Here is a 15,194-nt window from a genome sequence, read left to right on the forward strand (position 1 = left end):
CACCGCGCGCGCGCGTAGCGTGGCAGCAGAAGGAGACCCCCCATGACCAGCCACGCCCCGAACTCCTGGGAAGCCCGCGCCGAGGCGCATTCGCTCTACGGCTTCACCGATCTGCCCTCGATCCGCGATCGCGGCACGGTCGTTTTGACCCATGGCGACGGACCGTACGTCTTCGACACCAACGGCAAACGCTACCTCGACAGCAATTCGGGGCTTTGGAACATGGTCGCAGGGTTCAATCATCCCGGCCTGATCGAGGCCGCCAAGGCCCAATATGACCGCTTTCCCGGCTACCACGCGTTCTTTGGCCGGATGTCGGACCAAACGGTGGCCCTGTCCGAGCGGTTGATCGAGGTCTCGCCATGGGATCGCGGGAAGGTGTTCTACACCAACTCAGGCTCCGAGGCGAACGACACGATGGTCAAGATGCTTTGGTTCATGGCGCGGGCCGAGGGCACGCCGGGGCGGCGCAAGATCCTGACGCGGGGCAATGCCTATCACGGGGTGACGGCGGTCTCCGCTTCGATGACGGCCAAGCCATACAACGCATTGTTCGGCTTGCCGATGGACGGGTTCGTTCACCTCACGTGCCCCCATTATTGGCGGGAAGGTCGCGACGGCGAAACAGAGGCGGAGTTCACCGCCCGGCTCGCAGCAGAGCTCGACGCCACCATCACGCGCGAAGGACCAGAAACCATCGCGGGCTTCTTCGCCGAACCGGTCCTCGGCGCGGGCGGTGTGATCCCACCGCCGGAGGGGTATTTCCAGGCCATTCAGGCCGTGCTGCGTCGCCACAACATCCCGCTGATCAGTGACGAAGTGATCTGTGGCTTCGGGCGCACCGGCGCGGTTTGGGGCTGCGACACCTATGGGTTCGTACCCGATGTCATCATCTCGTCCAAGGCACTGACGGCAGGGTATTTCCCGATGGGCGCGGTGATGTTGGGGCCCGAGATGACGGATCGGTTGCAGGCCGCCATCGACCCGGTCGAGGAATTTCCCCACGGGTTCACGGCGTCGGGCCACCCGGTGGGCTGCGCGGTGGCGCTGAAGGCCATCGACGTGGTTCTCGAAGAAGGGCTGCTGGAGCAGGTGCAGGCCGGCGCGGGCCGAATGGAAGCAGGGCTGCGCCAAGTAGCGCAACATCCCAACATCGGCGAGCTGCGCGGCATCGGTTACATGTGGGCGCTGGAGGCGGTGCGCGATCGCGATGGAAAGGTGCCGTTCGAGGCGGATCTGAGCATCTCGGAACGGATCGCCAACACCTGCACCGATCACGGCCTGATCTGCCGCCCGTTGGGACAATCCGTGGTGCTGTGCCCCGCCTTCACGCTGACCGATGGGCAGATGGATGAGATGTGTGAAAAACTCGACGCGTCGTTGAAGCAGGTCTTTGCAGAGGTGGCGTGAGCGGTCTTCGCTACGGCGTATCGCGCGCCATCCAATCGCGCCAATGCAATGCAGTGACGATTGTCGCGACAAGGGCGGGCACAGCGAACATGGCGCGGCTCAAGGCAATCGGCAACGGCGCGTCCCACCCGCCATCGGTCCAGCCCAGCAGGTACCCAAGCGATACGGCGGAAAAGACGACCCAGTAAAACAGCTGAACACCCAGAAAACAGACCAGCCAGACTGCGCTCCAATAAAGAGCCCCTCGGCCGATCATCGGGTGCGGCGCCCTACATCTTGCTGAGCTTGGATTGAAGATCGGCGAGTTGGCGCTTGATGTCGTCAAGGTCTTCGGCCGGCGCTGCCTCGGCGGGTGCAGCCGGCGCGCCATCCCCCCCTGCCCCGGGCGCGATGCCCCCGGTCATCGCCTTGAAAAAGGCCTCTTGCTGCACGCGCATCGCCTCGAACCCGGGCATGGAAGCCATCGGGTTTATCGCAGCCATATTGTCCATCATCTTGGACTGGCCCTGCTGTAGCATCTCAAAGCTGGCGGCAAGGAAATCGGGCACCACCGATTGCGCCTGGCTGGTGTAGCTGCGCACCAGATCGGTCAGCACCCCAATCGGCAGGACGCTTTCGCCGCGGCTTTCATGTTCGGCAATGATTTGAAGGAGATACTGCCGTGTAAGGTCGTCCCCAGACTTCAGGTCAACGATCTTAACTTCGCGGCCCGCACGGATGAAACCTGCGATATCTTCCAGCGTCACGTAGTCGGAGGTTTCGGTGTTATAAAGCCTGCGAGAGGCGTAGCGTTTGATCAGCAGGTGTTCTGTATCGGCCATGGATGACGCCCTCCCCTCGCATGCACGTTGCAGCGCAGCATTTCATTGAGCCTACGCTGCCGGTGCGAGATAAATCAATCAACGTTTTTACAGCATTCTTATGCAAGATTGCGACGCGACCCCAAACGAAAAGGCGGGCCGCGCTACGCGAACCCGCCTTTCTGCAAGGTGTGATCCGGTGGGAGGACCCGAACACACCCTCAGTCGTTAAAGCGTGCGATTACTTTGCGCCTGCTTTCTTGGCCGCGGTCGTCACTTCGGCGGTTGCCTTCTTGACGGCGGCAGTTGCTTCTTCAGTGGCTTCCTTGCCAGCGGCCATCATCAGCTCGACGGTTTCCATCTGAACCTTCTTGGCGACCTCAGCGAAGGCAGCCATGGTCTCAGCGGCCATTTCAGCCTGAGCGGATGCGAAGTCGGTCATCGACTTGGTGTAGTCGGAGGGCTCGTCCTTGACGGCGGCCACATCGCCCATCTTCGCGATGGTGTCTTTGGTCCACTTCGACGAAATCTCGGTCGACTTCTCGGCGGCGTCGAGCGCCACTTTTGTCATCTTTTCAGCCGAGGCGGCCTGCGACTTGAACGCGTCGCTGTAGGCGGACATGTCCATCGGGAACGATGCCATCATTTCGGTCATGTATTTGGTGAAGTCGGGGGTTGCGGCTGCTTTTGCCATCTCAAAAATCTCCAATCGTTTCTGCCCACGGTGGGCATTAGGTTTGCCCGGGGCGGGCGATTGCTGCGTGTGCGAACAGATATGCATGCTGCAGTGCAGAATGTCAAGGCTTTTTCTGCGCTGCAGCATAAGAAAGAATCCAGTAAAATCAGGCGGCTTTGCCTTCTTTCACGTAGGTGCCCGGTGCCGGGGCCAGTATCTCGCGTCCATCCGCGCCGGGGATGCGGGCGTTAACCTTGGCGCCCGAGCGTTTGGCCAGCCAATCCTGCCAGCGCGGCCACCACGAGCCTTCGTTATACGTGGCCGCCGTCAGCCAATCCTTCGACGCGCCCGAAACCTCCGGATTCGTGTAGTGGCCATATTTCTTCTTGGATGGCGGGTTCACGATGCCCGCGATATGGCCCGATTCCGACAAGATGAACGTCTTGTCCTTGGCGCCCATTTTGGTCACGCCGCGGAAGCTGTCCGTCCAGGCCGCGATATGGTCGGTCTCGCACGCAATCGCGCAGACCGGAACCGTTACATCCTTGAGGTCGAGGGTTTCGCCCATCAATTCGAACGTGCCCGAGGCCAGAGCGTCTCCCTGACACAGGCCGCGCAAATATTGCTTGGCCATCTTGCCGGGAAGGTTCGTGCTATCGCCATTCCAATAGAGCAGATCGAAGGCCGGCGGGGCCTCCCCCATCATGTAATTGCGCACGGCGGGGCCGTAGATCAGGTCCTTTGAGCGCAGGAACGAAAACGTCCGCGACATGAAATAACTGTCGAGGATGCCGTCCTGATCCACCTGCCGTTCGATCGCGTCGACGAAATCATCCTGAAGGAACGGGGTGAATTCGCCCTGCTCCGAGAAATCGGTCAGCGTCGTGAAGAAGGTGGCGGATTTGATCGATTTGTCGCCACGCCGCTTCATCAGGGCCAGCGTCATGTTGAGTGTCGTGCCCGCGATGCAATAGCCGATCGTGTTGACCTGTTTCTCGCCGGTGATGGCCTTCACCTCATCAATGGCGGTCAGGTAACCTTCGTTGACGTAATCCTCTATCCCCACATCCGCATAAGAGGCATCGGGGTTCTTCCAGCTCACCACAAACAGAGTGTAGCCCTGTTCAACGATCCAGTTGATCAATGAATTCTGTGGCTTGAGGTCCAGAATATAGAACTTGTTGATCCACGGCGGGAAGATGATCAACGGCGTCTTGTGAACCTTCTCGGTCTTGGGCGCATATTGGATCAGCTCCATCATTCGATTGCGGTAGACCACCGATCCTTCTGTCGTGCCGATATTGCCGCCCACTTCGAACGCATCCGGGTCGGCCAGGGTCGGCAGGATTTCACCGTGATGCGCCTCCATATCGCGGACCAGGTTTTCAAGCCCATGGACCAACGACTCGCCCTCGGTCTCCACAGCCTTTTCAAGGGCATCGGGGTTGGTTGCGAAATAATTGGTGGGCGAGAAAAGCTCGATCACCTGGCTCGCGAAGAAATCTACGCGCTGCTTGTCCTTGGGCTCTAACCCCTCAAGGTCCGCAACAGCCTGCCGGATCGCCTCGGACCCCATCACATATTGGTGTCGCACAAAGTTGAAATAGGGATGCGTGCGCCAGAGCGGATTGGCAAAGCGCTTGTCGGACGGCAGGTCATCGTCGGGCAAAAGCGGCATCTTGCCCGCGGCCAGCGCGTCTTGCATTTCCATGAAATGGGTCATCGCCTGGCCCCAATACTGGGCCTGCTGTTCGAGGATCTTGCTCGGGTTCGACACCATTTCGGCCCAATAGGCCATGCCCGCCTTAAGGTAGAGTTCCTGACCCGGCCCCTGCAGGCCCGCGTCGGACGATCCGCGTTGCCCCATGGCGGCGACAAGGCGTTTGGAAAGCTCTTCCACCTTGGCAAGATTCGCATTCAATCGCGCCAGATGCTCGCCTTCGTCCGATGTAACCTCCTGGTCTACATCGTTATCCTTCTTTTCGTGTGCCACCTTGATTTCCCGTCCCAAATGCTGCATCTGCATAATAGCGGGACCACGGTGAGGGGGTCCACGCGACGAAATGATCCGGGTTGTCCGGGTCTCGGCGCTTGGAGTTGCTCATGCGGTATATGCTGACTTACGACCTGATTGAATCGATGCGTGTCACGAACCAGTGGATGGGCGCATCCGCACGCGCCATGTGTTCGTACCCGTCACTCGGCCTGGTCGCGAACCCTCTGATCCAGATGACAGCCGCCTGGGGCGAGGTGACCGAACGCAGCTTTGCGCGCATGGTGGCCAAGCCCGATTGGCACATCGACTCCGTGCCCGGCGAAGACGGCCGTGACCATGTCGTCACGATCGAAAACGTGATGACCCGCCCGTTTGGCGACCTGATCCGCTTCGAGGTGCAGGGCCGTGAACCCACCGGGCGCAAGGTCCTTCTTGTTGCGCCGATGTCCGGCCACTACGCCACGCTTCTGCGCAAAACGGTGATCTCGCTCTTGCCCGATTGCGATGTCTACATCACCGATTGGCACAATGCGCGCGATATTCCGGTCAGCGAAGGCAAATTCGATATCGAGGATTACACCAAATACCTCGTTGATTTCATGCTTGAAATGGGCCCCGACACCAATGTGATCGCAGTGTGTCAGCCCGCGCCCCTCGCGCTGGCCGCAACGGCGTACTTGGCCGAAGAAAACCCAAAGGCACAGCCGCGCACCCTGACCCTGATCGGCGGGCCAATCGACCCCGACGCCGCCGCGACCGACGTGACCGATTTCGGCCGTCGCGTCACGATGGGCCAGCTGGAGAAGTTCGTTCTGCAACGCGTGGGCTTCAAACACCCCGGCGCGGGCCGCATGGTCTATCCGGGCCTGCAGCAGCTTTCGTCTTTCATGGCGATGAACTCCGAAAAGCATGCCAAGGCCTTCTCCGATCAGATCGTGCGCGTCTCCAAAGGCGAAGCCAGCGATCACGACAAGCACAACACGTTCTACGATGAATACCTCGCCGTGATGGACATGACCGCCGAATTCTACCTGTCGACGGTCGAGCGGATCTTCAAGAACCGCGAAATTGCGCAGAACACCTTCGTGGTCGATGGCAAGCAGGTCGACATCGGCAAGATCACCACGGTTGCCGTGAAAACGGTCGAAGGCGGCAAGGATGACATCTCCGCGCCCGGCCAATGCATCGCGGCGCTGGATCTTTGCACGGGTCTGCCGGACGGGAAGAAAGCCAACTACATCGAACCCGAAGCCGGCCATTACGGTATCTTCGCTGGCAAGAGCTGGCGCAATAACATCCGGCCTCTGGTGCTGGAGTTCATTGACGCCAACGCCAAGTCGAATGTGGTGCCGCTGTCCGAGAAAGCCGTGTGATTTCGCTGCGCTGTCAATGTGGGGCCCTGCGCGGCACATTGACGGAGAAGACGCTGAAGTCCGGCACCCACCTGACATGCCATTGTCGCGATTGTCGCGCGTTCCAGGTGGCGGTCGGGCGCGATGATCCGGGCGCAACCAACGGCGTGCATATCGTGCAGATCGCACCCGCCGGGATGGAGGTCACGCAAGGCGCTGAACACCTCGCCGCGCTGCGCTTGTCGCCGCGCGGGCCGTTGCGGTTTTACGCGGCATGTTGCGGCAGCCCGGTTGCGACAACCCCGTCAAAGCTGGCCCTGCCCTTCGCCGGTGTCCTCGCCGAAATGATCGAGGATCAAAGCGCCCTTGGTCGCGTCCGTGCCCAGGTCAACATCACCGGCCCCGACGGTCGCGTGACGCACAAGCGGATGGGCCGCGTGGTGCGCGCCCTGTTTGCCAATGCCGGGGCCGCATTGCTGAACGGAGATCGGAAAAAGACACCGTTCTTTGACGCGGAGACCGGCAAGCCCGTGGTGGTCCCGGTGCTTCTGGACAAAGGGCGCAAGGCCGAGATTTACAGAGCACTGTGAGGCACGGCTTTCAAATTTGAACCGTACTCACAGGTTTATCCACCGTTTCACGGCCAAACTCTTTCACAAACGCGCGTTTGACAGTTTGACGCCCTCTGCCAATGCTCCAAGCTTGGCATAGGCAATCGCAGGGTCAATCGCCCCGTAACCCGCGAATGTACCGAACCCGCAATCGCTCCCGGCAATCACCCGGTCCGCGCCGACAATGCCGGTGAACTTGTCCAGGCGTTCGGCGACCAATTCAGGGTGCTCAACGAAATTCGTCGTCGTGTCGACCACGCCGGGCACGAGGATTTTGTCGTCCGGGATCTCACCCGCTCGGTCACGGAAAACGGTCCATTCATGGGCATGGCGGGGGTTCGATGTCTCGAACAAAAGCTGGTTCGCATTCACTGACATGAAGGTCGAAAACACCGTGTCCATCGGGATGTCGCAGACATGTGGCCCCTCGTAATTGCCCCAGCAGATGTGCACCCGCACCCGCGCCGGGTCGATACCGCTCAGCGCATGGTTCAGCGCCTCGACATGGGACGCTGCGATCTTGACGAATTCCGCATCCGACAGCTCGGCAAACAGCATATGCCGCGACAGGGCGAGGTCCGGGCAATCAAGCTGCAACAGCAGCCCCGCATCGACGATGGTGCGATATTCCTCGGCCATCGCATCGGCCAGCGCGGCGAGATAAGCGTCGCGCGTCGGATAGAAATCGTTTTGCAGGAACAGCGAAATCACCCCCGGCGACGCGGCATTCATGAAGCCTTCCGCGGCATCATGTTTCGCAATCGCGGCCTTCAGGTTGTCGATGTCTTTCTGCAACTCTCCCTGCCCCTTGGACCGCACCTCGCCGGTACACATCGGCCGGGCATATGTTGGCGTGCCCCCATCATTGGCCAGCCGCTGAAGAAACGTCGGAAACATCTTCAGATCCGCCGGCGCATTGCGCGGGCTGTCCCCGGAAAACCCGGTGTAGCGGTCCTTGACGTAGGTCGCGTAGCTGATCTTTGACGTTTCCCCATCGCTGACGACATCGACACCGGCCGCGACCTGTTGGGCGACCGTCTCATCCACCGCAGCCGTCATCGCGGCATCAAACTCCGCCTGATCAAACGGCGCGCCTTTTTCGCGGGCAAAGATGAAATCAACCACCTCCTGCGTGCGCGGAAGAGAGCCGGTGTGCGTAGTCTTGATCATGGTGTAAGTGTCCCCTGTTGTTTTTATTGGGCGAATCCGGACCCGGTCCAGACGAATGGCGTGTCACACATGCCCCCCGCGCACACGGATTGCGTTGCGTACAATAGCATGCCCGTCCGACCCTGCGCATCGACGACCGGCACCAGATCTGTGCCCAGAACGTGGAACGGGTCGGCATAGCTCCGGGTGGAGACGAAAATCTCGATAGAACAATTCGCAGCCCCACAGCGCCCCGCCCCCCGCGTGCCGTCTCCGCAGGTCAGTCCACTATAATTCAGGATATAATCCGCAACGCCGTCGCCATCGAGGTCTGCGGCCTGGATCGCATCTGGCGCCACGTCAAAGGCACCAAGGCATTGGCTGGCAACGTGATCGAACGCGGCCTGCGGCGCCACATCGGGGATTTCGAATTGCTGTGCAGGTGACAGACCGGCGGGCAGATCAGGCGCCGGAGCCTGTGCAAGCGGCACTGGCGTCGGGGTCGGCTGATCGGGGGCCACGCCGGTTGCGACATAGGCCTGCAAGCGCGGCGGAAGCGGGTTGCCAAGATCAAACCAGCGCTCGACGCAAGGGCCAAGCCCCGTGTCCATCGCCGCCGACAGACCCGCAACCGTGAACGGGATCGAAGGCCCATGGCCCGGCACGAGGATGAGTTCAGTCGCCTGAAAAAGCTCAAGAATTCCGGGGATCTCGATGCTGGTCAACCCGGTCCACGCCCCGTAGAAATCGGAATATTGCATCGCGGGCAGCGCGTAGGCCCGCCCATCAAGGATCATCTGCGCCGCGGGCAGATCGGGGTCCACCACGAAGGGGTCGATCAAATCGACCGAAAAGCTTACGGCAAGCCCATAGGGCGTGTCGGTGCGCAGCGATTCATGATCCCCCGTCTCGATCAGGGGGCGGCCCTGCGGCGACGGCGCGGTGCACGACAGGGCGAATGTACCGTCCGGTGCAATGGCCCCGCCATGGATCAACGCACCGGTGTCAAAGCTGTTCGCCGTCCAGGTCTGGGCGACGCAAGGCGCGCCAAAAACACTCAGACCGATCGCCAACACTATCCCGCGCATGCCACATACCCCCCCATGGCCAACGGGTTCGTGCCCGCCACTGTCCCTTGTATTCCACCCATCTGCCCCTGCGTCGAGGCCCGGCGTGGAAATCGCGCGCCTCAGGCCTCCGCCAACAGGATCTGCTTCCACACCGACGTTTCATCAAACAGCGTGTATTCCCGGCGCAATTGCGGCTCCGCGCCGCCCAACTGCCCGAATTCCGCGTGCGTGCAGCCAAGCACATAGACCATCGCGCCGGTCGGTGCTCCGAACATGCCCCATCCATCATGTTTGCCCCAAAGGCTCCACCGGATCGCTGCACGCGGGGGCATGTTGGCGTCCTCCATGCCGATCTGGTGGTCGATGCTGAACACCGCATTGGGGAAACTCGCCCGCAGCCCCATCCAGAATTTGTCCGCCGCATCGGTGCCATGGGCGGTGACGTGGCCCGGGTATTCAAGGTGGCAAGCCCTATCATAAACCTCTGGAATCGCAGCCATATCCGCACCCATGATCCGCGTCAGCACCTCGGCCAGCCGCCCGCCCCAGGCGTTGTCATTGCCGCGCCCCTTGTACGGGCCTTCCATGTCATTTTCCGGCGTCAGCGGGCGCACGCACGCCCCCGGCCCGCCTTCCCGCGCGATCAGATCGGCGGCGTACGCTTTCGGCTCCCACCCCAATTGCTTCACGATCGCGGTCTGGTCCCGGATCAGCCATTCATCGTCGATCGTGTTAGTCTTCGCATGACAATCGGCCAGGATCCGATACTGCAACCTCGCGCCGCTGGCCGGGCCGTAAACACCATCGCCGCCATGGGTCGCCTGACTGATGATGCGATGCGACGACAACATCCCGTCGTCGGGTGTACCGGACCAAATCACATCCTCGCCCAACAATACCCGATCCGGAAACTCCGCCAGCGTCGCCATGGTCGCGGCAATAACCCCCTGATTGCCAACCACAATCGACGCGGGCGAGCGCACCACGATATCGTCGGAATAATACGCATGCAGGGTCGCAATCCCGCGATCTTCCCAGATTTCCTTGGTGATACCGATGATGTAATCGGGGAAATCGCGGAACTTGGGGTCAAAGCCTTTCATGGGCTGCTATCCTTTGCTGAGGCGGGCCGAGCCGCGCAATATCAGCTCCCCCTGAATTTCGGTCACGGTGCCGGGCGGGCGGCCGTGTTGGATTTCGTCAAGCAATGTCGACACAGTTGCCTCGACCATTCGGTTCACGGGTTGGCGAAGCGTGGTGAGGTCATAGGCCGGCCACGACGCCATCGGCACATCATCATAGCCGATGATGCTGACGTCGCCCGGCACGTCCAATCCCATCTCGAAACGCAACATATCAAGGACGCCAAGCGCCATATGATCGTTGCCGACGAAAATGGCATCCGGCGGTGTGGGATCGAGCATCATTGACCGCGCGGCTTCGGCGGCCCCATCGCGATCAAACCGCGCGTCAAATTCCGCATGCAGACGCTGCCCGGCGGCCTCCAGCGTCGCGACAAATCCATCGCGCCGATCCCGCCCGGTCGACGCCCCAAGCCAGCCCGAAACATGCGCGATCCGCGTGTGTCCCGTGCCAAGCAGATGCGCCGCCACCTTCGCGCCGCCAAGCCGGTTGGCCGAGGTCACGGCGCTCAAACCCGATCCCGCGATCCCGCGGTTGAACAACATCACCGGAATGCCCGCCGCCCGGCAGCGGTCGGTCAACTCACCGCTGAGGTTGATCGACGCCGTGATGATCCCATCGACCTGATAATCCATCAGATCATCAATCACACTCTCCACATCCCCGTCGTTGTTTCCCGCAAGGAAAACAAGGATATGATACCCCTGTGCCTGCAACGCCGCGCTCAGCTTTTCCAACGCATCGGGGTAGAACGGATTGTCGAGATAGGCAACGACAAGGCCAATGATCCGCGACCGCCCCGTGATCAGGGACCGCGCCAAAACGTTGGGCCGATAGCCCAGATCATCCGCCGCCTTGCGCACCCGATCCGCCATCTTTTTTGACACCGACGCGCCCGGCGTGAACACCCGGCTGACCGCCGATTGACTGACACCCGCCCGCTTGGCCACATCGACCGAGGTGATCTTGCGGTCCACCATCAGCCCGCCGTCCAACCGCCATCGACCAGGATCGACGCGCCCGTGACCATCGCGCTGGCATCGCCCGCAAGGAACACGACCGCACCCATCAGGTCTTCGACCTCGGCCACACGGGGCAGCTTGATCTTGCCCTCGATCCACGCACGCTTTTCGGGGTCCGCGAAGGTGGGCGCGGTCAATTCGGTGCGCACGAAGGTCGGGCAGATCGTGTTCACGCGGATATTGCGCGGCCCCCATTCGATGGCCATGCTCTTGGTCATGCCCTCAACCGCGTGTTTCGTCCCGCAATAAACCGCGCGATCCTGCCCGCCGACATGGCCCATCTGGCTTGAGATCTGGATGATCGAGCCGCCGTTCTCCATCCCGCGCGCCGCGTATTGCGCCATGAAATACGCCGCGCGGATGTTGATGTTCGTGACCGCGTCGAAGTCGTCGGGGCGGGTGTCGAGCGCGGGGGAATGCCGCGCAAGGCCCGCCGAATTGCACAGAATATCGAGCGGCCCAATCCCGGCTATCGCTGCCTCCGTCGCCGCAAGATCAGTCACGTCGAGCGTGATGCCATCGGCGCGAAACCCGGCATCGCGCAGCGATTGCGCGGCGGCCTCCACCTGCTCTGCGTTGCGCGCGGCCAGCGTTACATGCGCGCCCACCTCGGCCAGCGCCACGGCGCAGCCCAACCCGATCCCACGCGACCCTCCCGGTACAAAAGCGCGCTTTCCATCCAGCGAGAAGGACGGTGTTCGGGGCAATGTCATGTCAGGATTTCTTTCTGCCAAAGTCGCAAATCATCAATTTTTCCGCCTATTTCTGTGGATAAACCTGTGAGTATCGAAAGTATTCACAATCAATTTACAAGCTCCCGCATCCGCGCCAACACATCCACACCCAACTGATGATAGACATGAAGCAGATCAACAAGAACCCAGTTTTCGGCAATCTTTCCGGCTTCAACACGCCAGAAATCCAGGCTTCGCATCTCCAGCCTCTGTCCCGCGCCGGGGAGTCCAAGCCACGTTCCACCCGTCAGGGTTACATCCATCCCCGGCCAAGCCGTGAACCCGACATAGCCCCCTTCGGCAAACAAATGCCCCTCGTCCATCCGCGCCGAACGGTCCGGCATCCCGCCCAGAAACGGCGCCTGATGGTGCTTGCGAAACCCGTCGATCCCCCGCGCCGTCCCGATGCCCGATGGCCCGTACCAAGACATGTGCTCGTGCCAAAACCGCGCCATGGTCGCGCGCGGCGTGCCGGCAGGGTCATTGCCCAGACCCGCCAGCATGTCATCAACCACGCCCAGCGCCTCCGCCCCATCGCCCGACACCCGCAGACCATCCTGCGTCGCCGGACCCGGCACATGGAATTCGCGCCCCAACGATGGCGATAGCGGCCAGACCCCGGCCTGCATCATCAACTCGGGCAGATCCCACAGCGATTGCATCTCCACCACCGCGCCATGCTCGACGCGAAAGAAATCGTGGAACCGCATCACCGCCATGCGCCGCGTCGGCGGAATGTCGAGAAACGGCACAGCAAACAGGCCGCACCAATATCCACCTTGCCCGACCCAAAGCTGCCCCTGCCCGTCGCGCCCGGAGATCTCGATGGTCACACGGCGCTCCAGATCGGGAAAGGCGCGGCCCAGATCGTCAAGCACCGCGTGATATCCCGCCAGATCCATCGTCTCGAACGGATGCGCCAGATGGATCGGCACATCCCGCCCCGCCAGATCTTCGAAACGCCCATTCCCGCGCGCGCCTCGCAACAACGACTTGGCCTGATCCGCTTCATTCATCTTTGCTTTTCCAAATACCTCGGGGGAGTCCGAAGGACGGGGGCGGCGCCCCCCTGCGGGACGGCGGGAGGGGCGACGTGCGGCCATGGCCGCACAAGCGTCTCCCCCGTCGCTACTCCGCCGCGTCCCGATATGGCGCGCCTTCACCATAGGGCACATTCAGACCCCCATACCGGCGCACCCGCACATTGCATTGCTCGGCATGGCCCACGAACCCCTCCAACATGCACAACCGCGAGCCGTATTCTCCCACAAGCGTCGCCGCCTCGTCGGTCACAACCCTTTGATAGGAGTGGGTTTTGATGAACTTCCCAACCCAAAGACCACCGGTGTACCGGCCCGCCTTCTTCGTCGGCAAGGTATGGTTCGTCCCGATCACCTTGTCGCCATTGGCCACGTTCGTGCGCGGCCCAAGGAACAACGCGCCGTAATTCGTCATGTGCTCCAGAAACCAATCATCGCGATCCGTCATCACCTGAATATGCTCCGACGCGATGTCCTCGGACACCGCCAGCATCTCGTCATAACTGTCACACAGAATGATCTCGCCATACTCCTCCCAAGACACCCGCGCGGTCTCGGCGGTGGGCAAGATACCCAGAATCCGGTCGATCTCCGCCATCGTGTCCTCGGCCAGCTTGCGCGAATTGGTGATCAAAACCGCCGGCGAATTATACCCATGCTCGGCCTGCCCCAACAAATCCGTGGCACACATCTCGCCGTCCACGGTCTCGTCCGCGATCACGCAGGTCTCCGTCGGCCCGGCGAACAAATCGATGCCCACACGCCCGAACAATTGCCGCTTGGCCTCGGCCACAAACGCGTTGCCCGGCCCCACCAACATATCCACCGGCTTGATGCTCTCGGTCCCGATGGCCATGGCGCCCACCGCCTGAACGCCGCCCAACACCAAAATCTCGTCCGCACCGCCCTCATGCATCGCAGCCACAATCGCGGGGTGCGGTTTGCCGTTCACCGGCGGGGCCGACGCCACGATGCGTTTCACACCCGCCACCTTCGCCGTCAACACCGACATATGCGCGCTTGCCACCATCGGGAACTTGCCACCCGGCACGTAGCACCCCACGGAATTGACGGGGATGTTCTTGTGCCCAAGGATCACGCCCGGGATCGTCTCCACCTCGATATCTTTCATCGACGCGCGTTGCGCCTCGGCAAAGTGGCGGATCTGGACCTGCGCAAACCGGATGTCCTCCATCTCACGCGTCGTGACCTGCTGCATGGCCGCTTCGATCTCGGACGGGCTCAGGCGAAAGGCCTCCGGCGCGTAGCCGTCGAACTTTGCGGACAAATCCTTGACCGCCGCATCGCCGCGCGCCTCGATATCGCCGAGAATGCCCTCCACGGTGCCGCGCACCTTCGCGTCATCCTCCGCCCGCTCATCAGCAGGTTTCCCACGCTTCAGATATTCGACCATCTCGACTCTCCCCAAATCTCGGCTGGCGCAAAGATACAGCGGTCCGTGGCGGCTTCAAGAAAAACATGCATACGAATGCAATCTGCGCTCATACCGGGCAAAGGATCACCTGTATCCCACCGAAAATCCGGGCATACTCCGCTCGATCCGTGACCGGCCCGTAGCATATGACCGGCACATTGGGGCGCACATCGCAAATGCCCGTCCCCACGCGCGTCAGGCCCGAGAACACCGACATGAACCGCCCCAGCTCCCGCTCCTGAAAGCGCTCCCAGATCGGCTGGATCAGGGCCGCCCAATCGTTGATATGGCCCCCCTGAAAATCGATCCCGCCGCCATATCGTTCTGCCTTGGCAACTTCCTTGGGATGAGTGCCGCGCAACCGCTCCATCGCGGCTCTGCGCAGGGCGTCAAACTCCGCCATCTGTGCGTCGATCTCGGCCACAACCGTGGGGCGCAGGGGAAACACCAGAATTTCGGTACCTTCCAACGTGTAGGTGCGGGTATCGGCGTACCAATCTTCCGGTCCCGCAATCATGTCGAGCGGCAGTCGCGTCTCCATCACCAAAGCGGAGTGATCCCAACGTGTCGTCGCGCGGATCGTGCAACCATCAAGGACCGTCTTCACCCGGGCGTGGGGATCCTTGCCCCTCTCCTTGACCGACCAAAGGGCGACCAAGTCGTGCGTCAGCTCGTCCAATGACATGATGCGCGCTCCTCAACTGTTCCACTCCACAACACCGAGGGCACACGACGGGGAAGCGTCAAGCAATCGGG

The 15,194-nt window shown here is 61.5% G+C and carries 15 protein-coding genes; 3 read left to right on the forward strand and 12 right to left on the reverse strand.

Features of this window, described 5'->3' with window-relative positions; all coding sequences use genetic code 11:
* Positions 1–42: 42 nt before the first annotated feature.
* A complete protein-coding gene (locus tag V8J83_RS17910) occupies positions 43–1,410 on the forward strand; it encodes an aminotransferase (protein ID WP_339987859.1) in 1,368 nt (455 codons plus the stop codon).
* 10 nt (positions 1,411–1,420) lie between these two features.
* On the opposite strand, the gene V8J83_RS17915 is transcribed toward V8J83_RS17910, so the two are convergent.
* The 4 genes from V8J83_RS17915 to V8J83_RS17930 all read right to left on the reverse strand — a co-directional run bounded on the left by V8J83_RS17915 (position 1,421) and on the right by V8J83_RS17930 (position 4,912).
* Positions 1,421–1,666, reverse strand: coding sequence for a hypothetical protein (locus tag V8J83_RS17915; RefSeq protein WP_339987860.1), 246 nt, complete (start codon positions 1,664–1,666; stop codon positions 1,421–1,423).
* Between the two features lie 13 nt (positions 1,667–1,679).
* The gene (phaR, locus tag V8J83_RS17920; RefSeq protein WP_339987861.1) at positions 1,680–2,231 is read right to left on the reverse strand and encodes a polyhydroxyalkanoate synthesis repressor PhaR; all 552 of its coding nucleotides are present in this window, start codon (positions 2,229–2,231) and stop codon (positions 1,680–1,682) included.
* Positions 2,232–2,451: 220 nt separating this feature from the next.
* The gene (locus tag V8J83_RS17925; RefSeq protein WP_339988033.1) at positions 2,452–2,904 is read right to left on the reverse strand and encodes a Phasin; all 453 of its coding nucleotides are present in this window, start codon (positions 2,902–2,904) and stop codon (positions 2,452–2,454) included.
* A 148-nt stretch (positions 2,905–3,052) separates the two neighbouring features.
* Positions 3,053–4,912 (reverse strand): PHA/PHB synthase family protein, encoded by a 1,860-nt coding sequence (locus tag V8J83_RS17930; RefSeq protein WP_439649801.1) that lies wholly within the window; start codon positions 4,910–4,912, stop codon positions 3,053–3,055.
* A 77-nt stretch (positions 4,913–4,989) separates the two neighbouring features.
* On the opposite strand from V8J83_RS17930, the gene phaZ reads away from it, so the two are divergent.
* Together phaZ and V8J83_RS17940 are read left to right on the forward strand one after the other, a co-directional pair.
* Positions 4,990–6,255 (forward strand): polyhydroxyalkanoate depolymerase, encoded by a 1,266-nt coding sequence (phaZ, locus tag V8J83_RS17935; protein ID WP_339987863.1) that lies wholly within the window; start codon positions 4,990–4,992, stop codon positions 6,253–6,255.
* Complete coding sequence (locus V8J83_RS17940; RefSeq protein ID WP_500796469.1) at positions 6,252–6,824, forward strand: DUF6151 family protein; 573 nt, start codon at positions 6,252–6,254, stop codon at positions 6,822–6,824. Before phaZ ends, V8J83_RS17940 begins: the two co-directional genes overlap by 4 nt.
* Positions 6,825–6,887: 63 nt before the next feature.
* On the opposite strand, the gene V8J83_RS17945 is transcribed toward V8J83_RS17940, so the two are convergent.
* The 8 genes from V8J83_RS17945 to V8J83_RS17980 form a co-directional block, all read right to left on the reverse strand.
* Positions 6,888–8,015, reverse strand: coding sequence for a cobalamin-independent methionine synthase II family protein (locus V8J83_RS17945; RefSeq protein WP_339987865.1), 1,128 nt, complete (start codon positions 8,013–8,015; stop codon positions 6,888–6,890).
* Between the two features lie 23 nt (positions 8,016–8,038).
* Positions 8,039–9,082 carry a hypothetical protein gene (locus V8J83_RS17950; RefSeq protein WP_339987866.1) on the reverse strand — a complete coding sequence of 348 codons (1,044 nt, stop codon included), beginning with the start codon at positions 9,080–9,082 and terminating at the stop codon, positions 8,039–8,041.
* A 101-nt stretch (positions 9,083–9,183) separates the two neighbouring features.
* Positions 9,184–10,167, reverse strand: coding sequence for a nuclear transport factor 2 family protein (locus V8J83_RS17955; protein ID WP_339987867.1), 984 nt, complete (start codon positions 10,165–10,167; stop codon positions 9,184–9,186).
* 6 nt (positions 10,168–10,173) lie between these two features.
* Positions 10,174–11,187 (reverse strand): LacI family DNA-binding transcriptional regulator, encoded by a 1,014-nt coding sequence (locus V8J83_RS17960; RefSeq protein WP_339987868.1) that lies wholly within the window; start codon positions 11,185–11,187, stop codon positions 10,174–10,176.
* On the reverse strand, positions 11,187–11,942 hold the full coding sequence (locus V8J83_RS17965; RefSeq protein ID WP_339987869.1) for an SDR family NAD(P)-dependent oxidoreductase: 756 nt from the start codon (positions 11,940–11,942) through the stop codon (positions 11,187–11,189). The genes V8J83_RS17960 and V8J83_RS17965 overlap by 1 nt, the downstream gene beginning before the upstream one ends.
* An 89-nt stretch (positions 11,943–12,031) precedes the next feature.
* Complete coding sequence (locus tag V8J83_RS17970) at positions 12,032–12,979, reverse strand: ester cyclase (protein WP_339987870.1); 948 nt, start codon at positions 12,977–12,979, stop codon at positions 12,032–12,034.
* Between the two features lie 112 nt (positions 12,980–13,091).
* Complete coding sequence (gene hisD, locus V8J83_RS17975) at positions 13,092–14,417, reverse strand: histidinol dehydrogenase (RefSeq protein ID WP_339987871.1); 1,326 nt, start codon at positions 14,415–14,417, stop codon at positions 13,092–13,094.
* A gap of 88 nt (positions 14,418–14,505) precedes the next feature.
* Positions 14,506–15,123 (reverse strand): hypothetical protein, encoded by a 618-nt coding sequence (locus V8J83_RS17980; RefSeq protein WP_339987872.1) that lies wholly within the window; start codon positions 15,121–15,123, stop codon positions 14,506–14,508.
* Positions 15,124–15,194 lie beyond the last annotated feature (71 nt).

This window comes from Gymnodinialimonas ulvae (assembly GCF_037543845.1).
Classification (GTDB): domain Bacteria; phylum Pseudomonadota; class Alphaproteobacteria; order Rhodobacterales; family Rhodobacteraceae; genus Gymnodinialimonas; species Gymnodinialimonas ulvae.

What these genes read in the sequence shown, in the direction of transcription:
- V8J83_RS17910 (WP_339987859.1), top strand. Translation starts at nt 43, where the DNA reads ATGACCAGCCACGCCCCGAACTCCTGGGAAGCCCGCGCCGAGGCGCAT.
- V8J83_RS17915 (WP_339987860.1), bottom strand. Translation starts at nt 1,666, where the DNA reads ATGATCGGCCGAGGGGCTCTTTATTGGAGCGCAGTCTGGCTGGTCTGT.
- phaR (WP_339987861.1), bottom strand. Translation starts at nt 2,231, where the DNA reads ATGGCCGATACAGAACACCTGCTGATCAAACGCTACGCCTCTCGCAGG.
- V8J83_RS17925 (WP_339988033.1), bottom strand. Translation starts at nt 2,904, where the DNA reads ATGGCAAAAGCAGCCGCAACCCCCGACTTCACCAAATACATGACCGAA.
- V8J83_RS17930 (WP_439649801.1), bottom strand. Translation starts at nt 4,912, where the DNA reads ATGCAGATGCAGCATTTGGGACGGGAAATCAAGGTGGCACACGAAAAG.
- phaZ (WP_339987863.1), top strand. Translation starts at nt 4,990, where the DNA reads ATGCGGTATATGCTGACTTACGACCTGATTGAATCGATGCGTGTCACG.
- V8J83_RS17945 (WP_339987865.1), bottom strand. Translation starts at nt 8,015, where the DNA reads ATGATCAAGACTACGCACACCGGCTCTCTTCCGCGCACGCAGGAGGTG.
- V8J83_RS17950 (WP_339987866.1), bottom strand. Translation starts at nt 9,082, where the DNA reads ATGCGCGGGATAGTGTTGGCGATCGGTCTGAGTGTTTTTGGCGCGCCT.
- V8J83_RS17955 (WP_339987867.1), bottom strand. Translation starts at nt 10,167, where the DNA reads ATGAAAGGCTTTGACCCCAAGTTCCGCGATTTCCCCGATTACATCATC.
- V8J83_RS17960 (WP_339987868.1), bottom strand. Translation starts at nt 11,187, where the DNA reads ATGGTGGACCGCAAGATCACCTCGGTCGATGTGGCCAAGCGGGCGGGT.
- V8J83_RS17965 (WP_339987869.1), bottom strand. Translation starts at nt 11,942, where the DNA reads ATGACATTGCCCCGAACACCGTCCTTCTCGCTGGATGGAAAGCGCGCT.
- V8J83_RS17970 (WP_339987870.1), bottom strand. Translation starts at nt 12,979, where the DNA reads ATGAATGAAGCGGATCAGGCCAAGTCGTTGTTGCGAGGCGCGCGCGGG.
- hisD (WP_339987871.1), bottom strand. Translation starts at nt 14,417, where the DNA reads ATGGTCGAATATCTGAAGCGTGGGAAACCTGCTGATGAGCGGGCGGAG.
- V8J83_RS17980 (WP_339987872.1), bottom strand. Translation starts at nt 15,123, where the DNA reads ATGTCATTGGACGAGCTGACGCACGACTTGGTCGCCCTTTGGTCGGTC.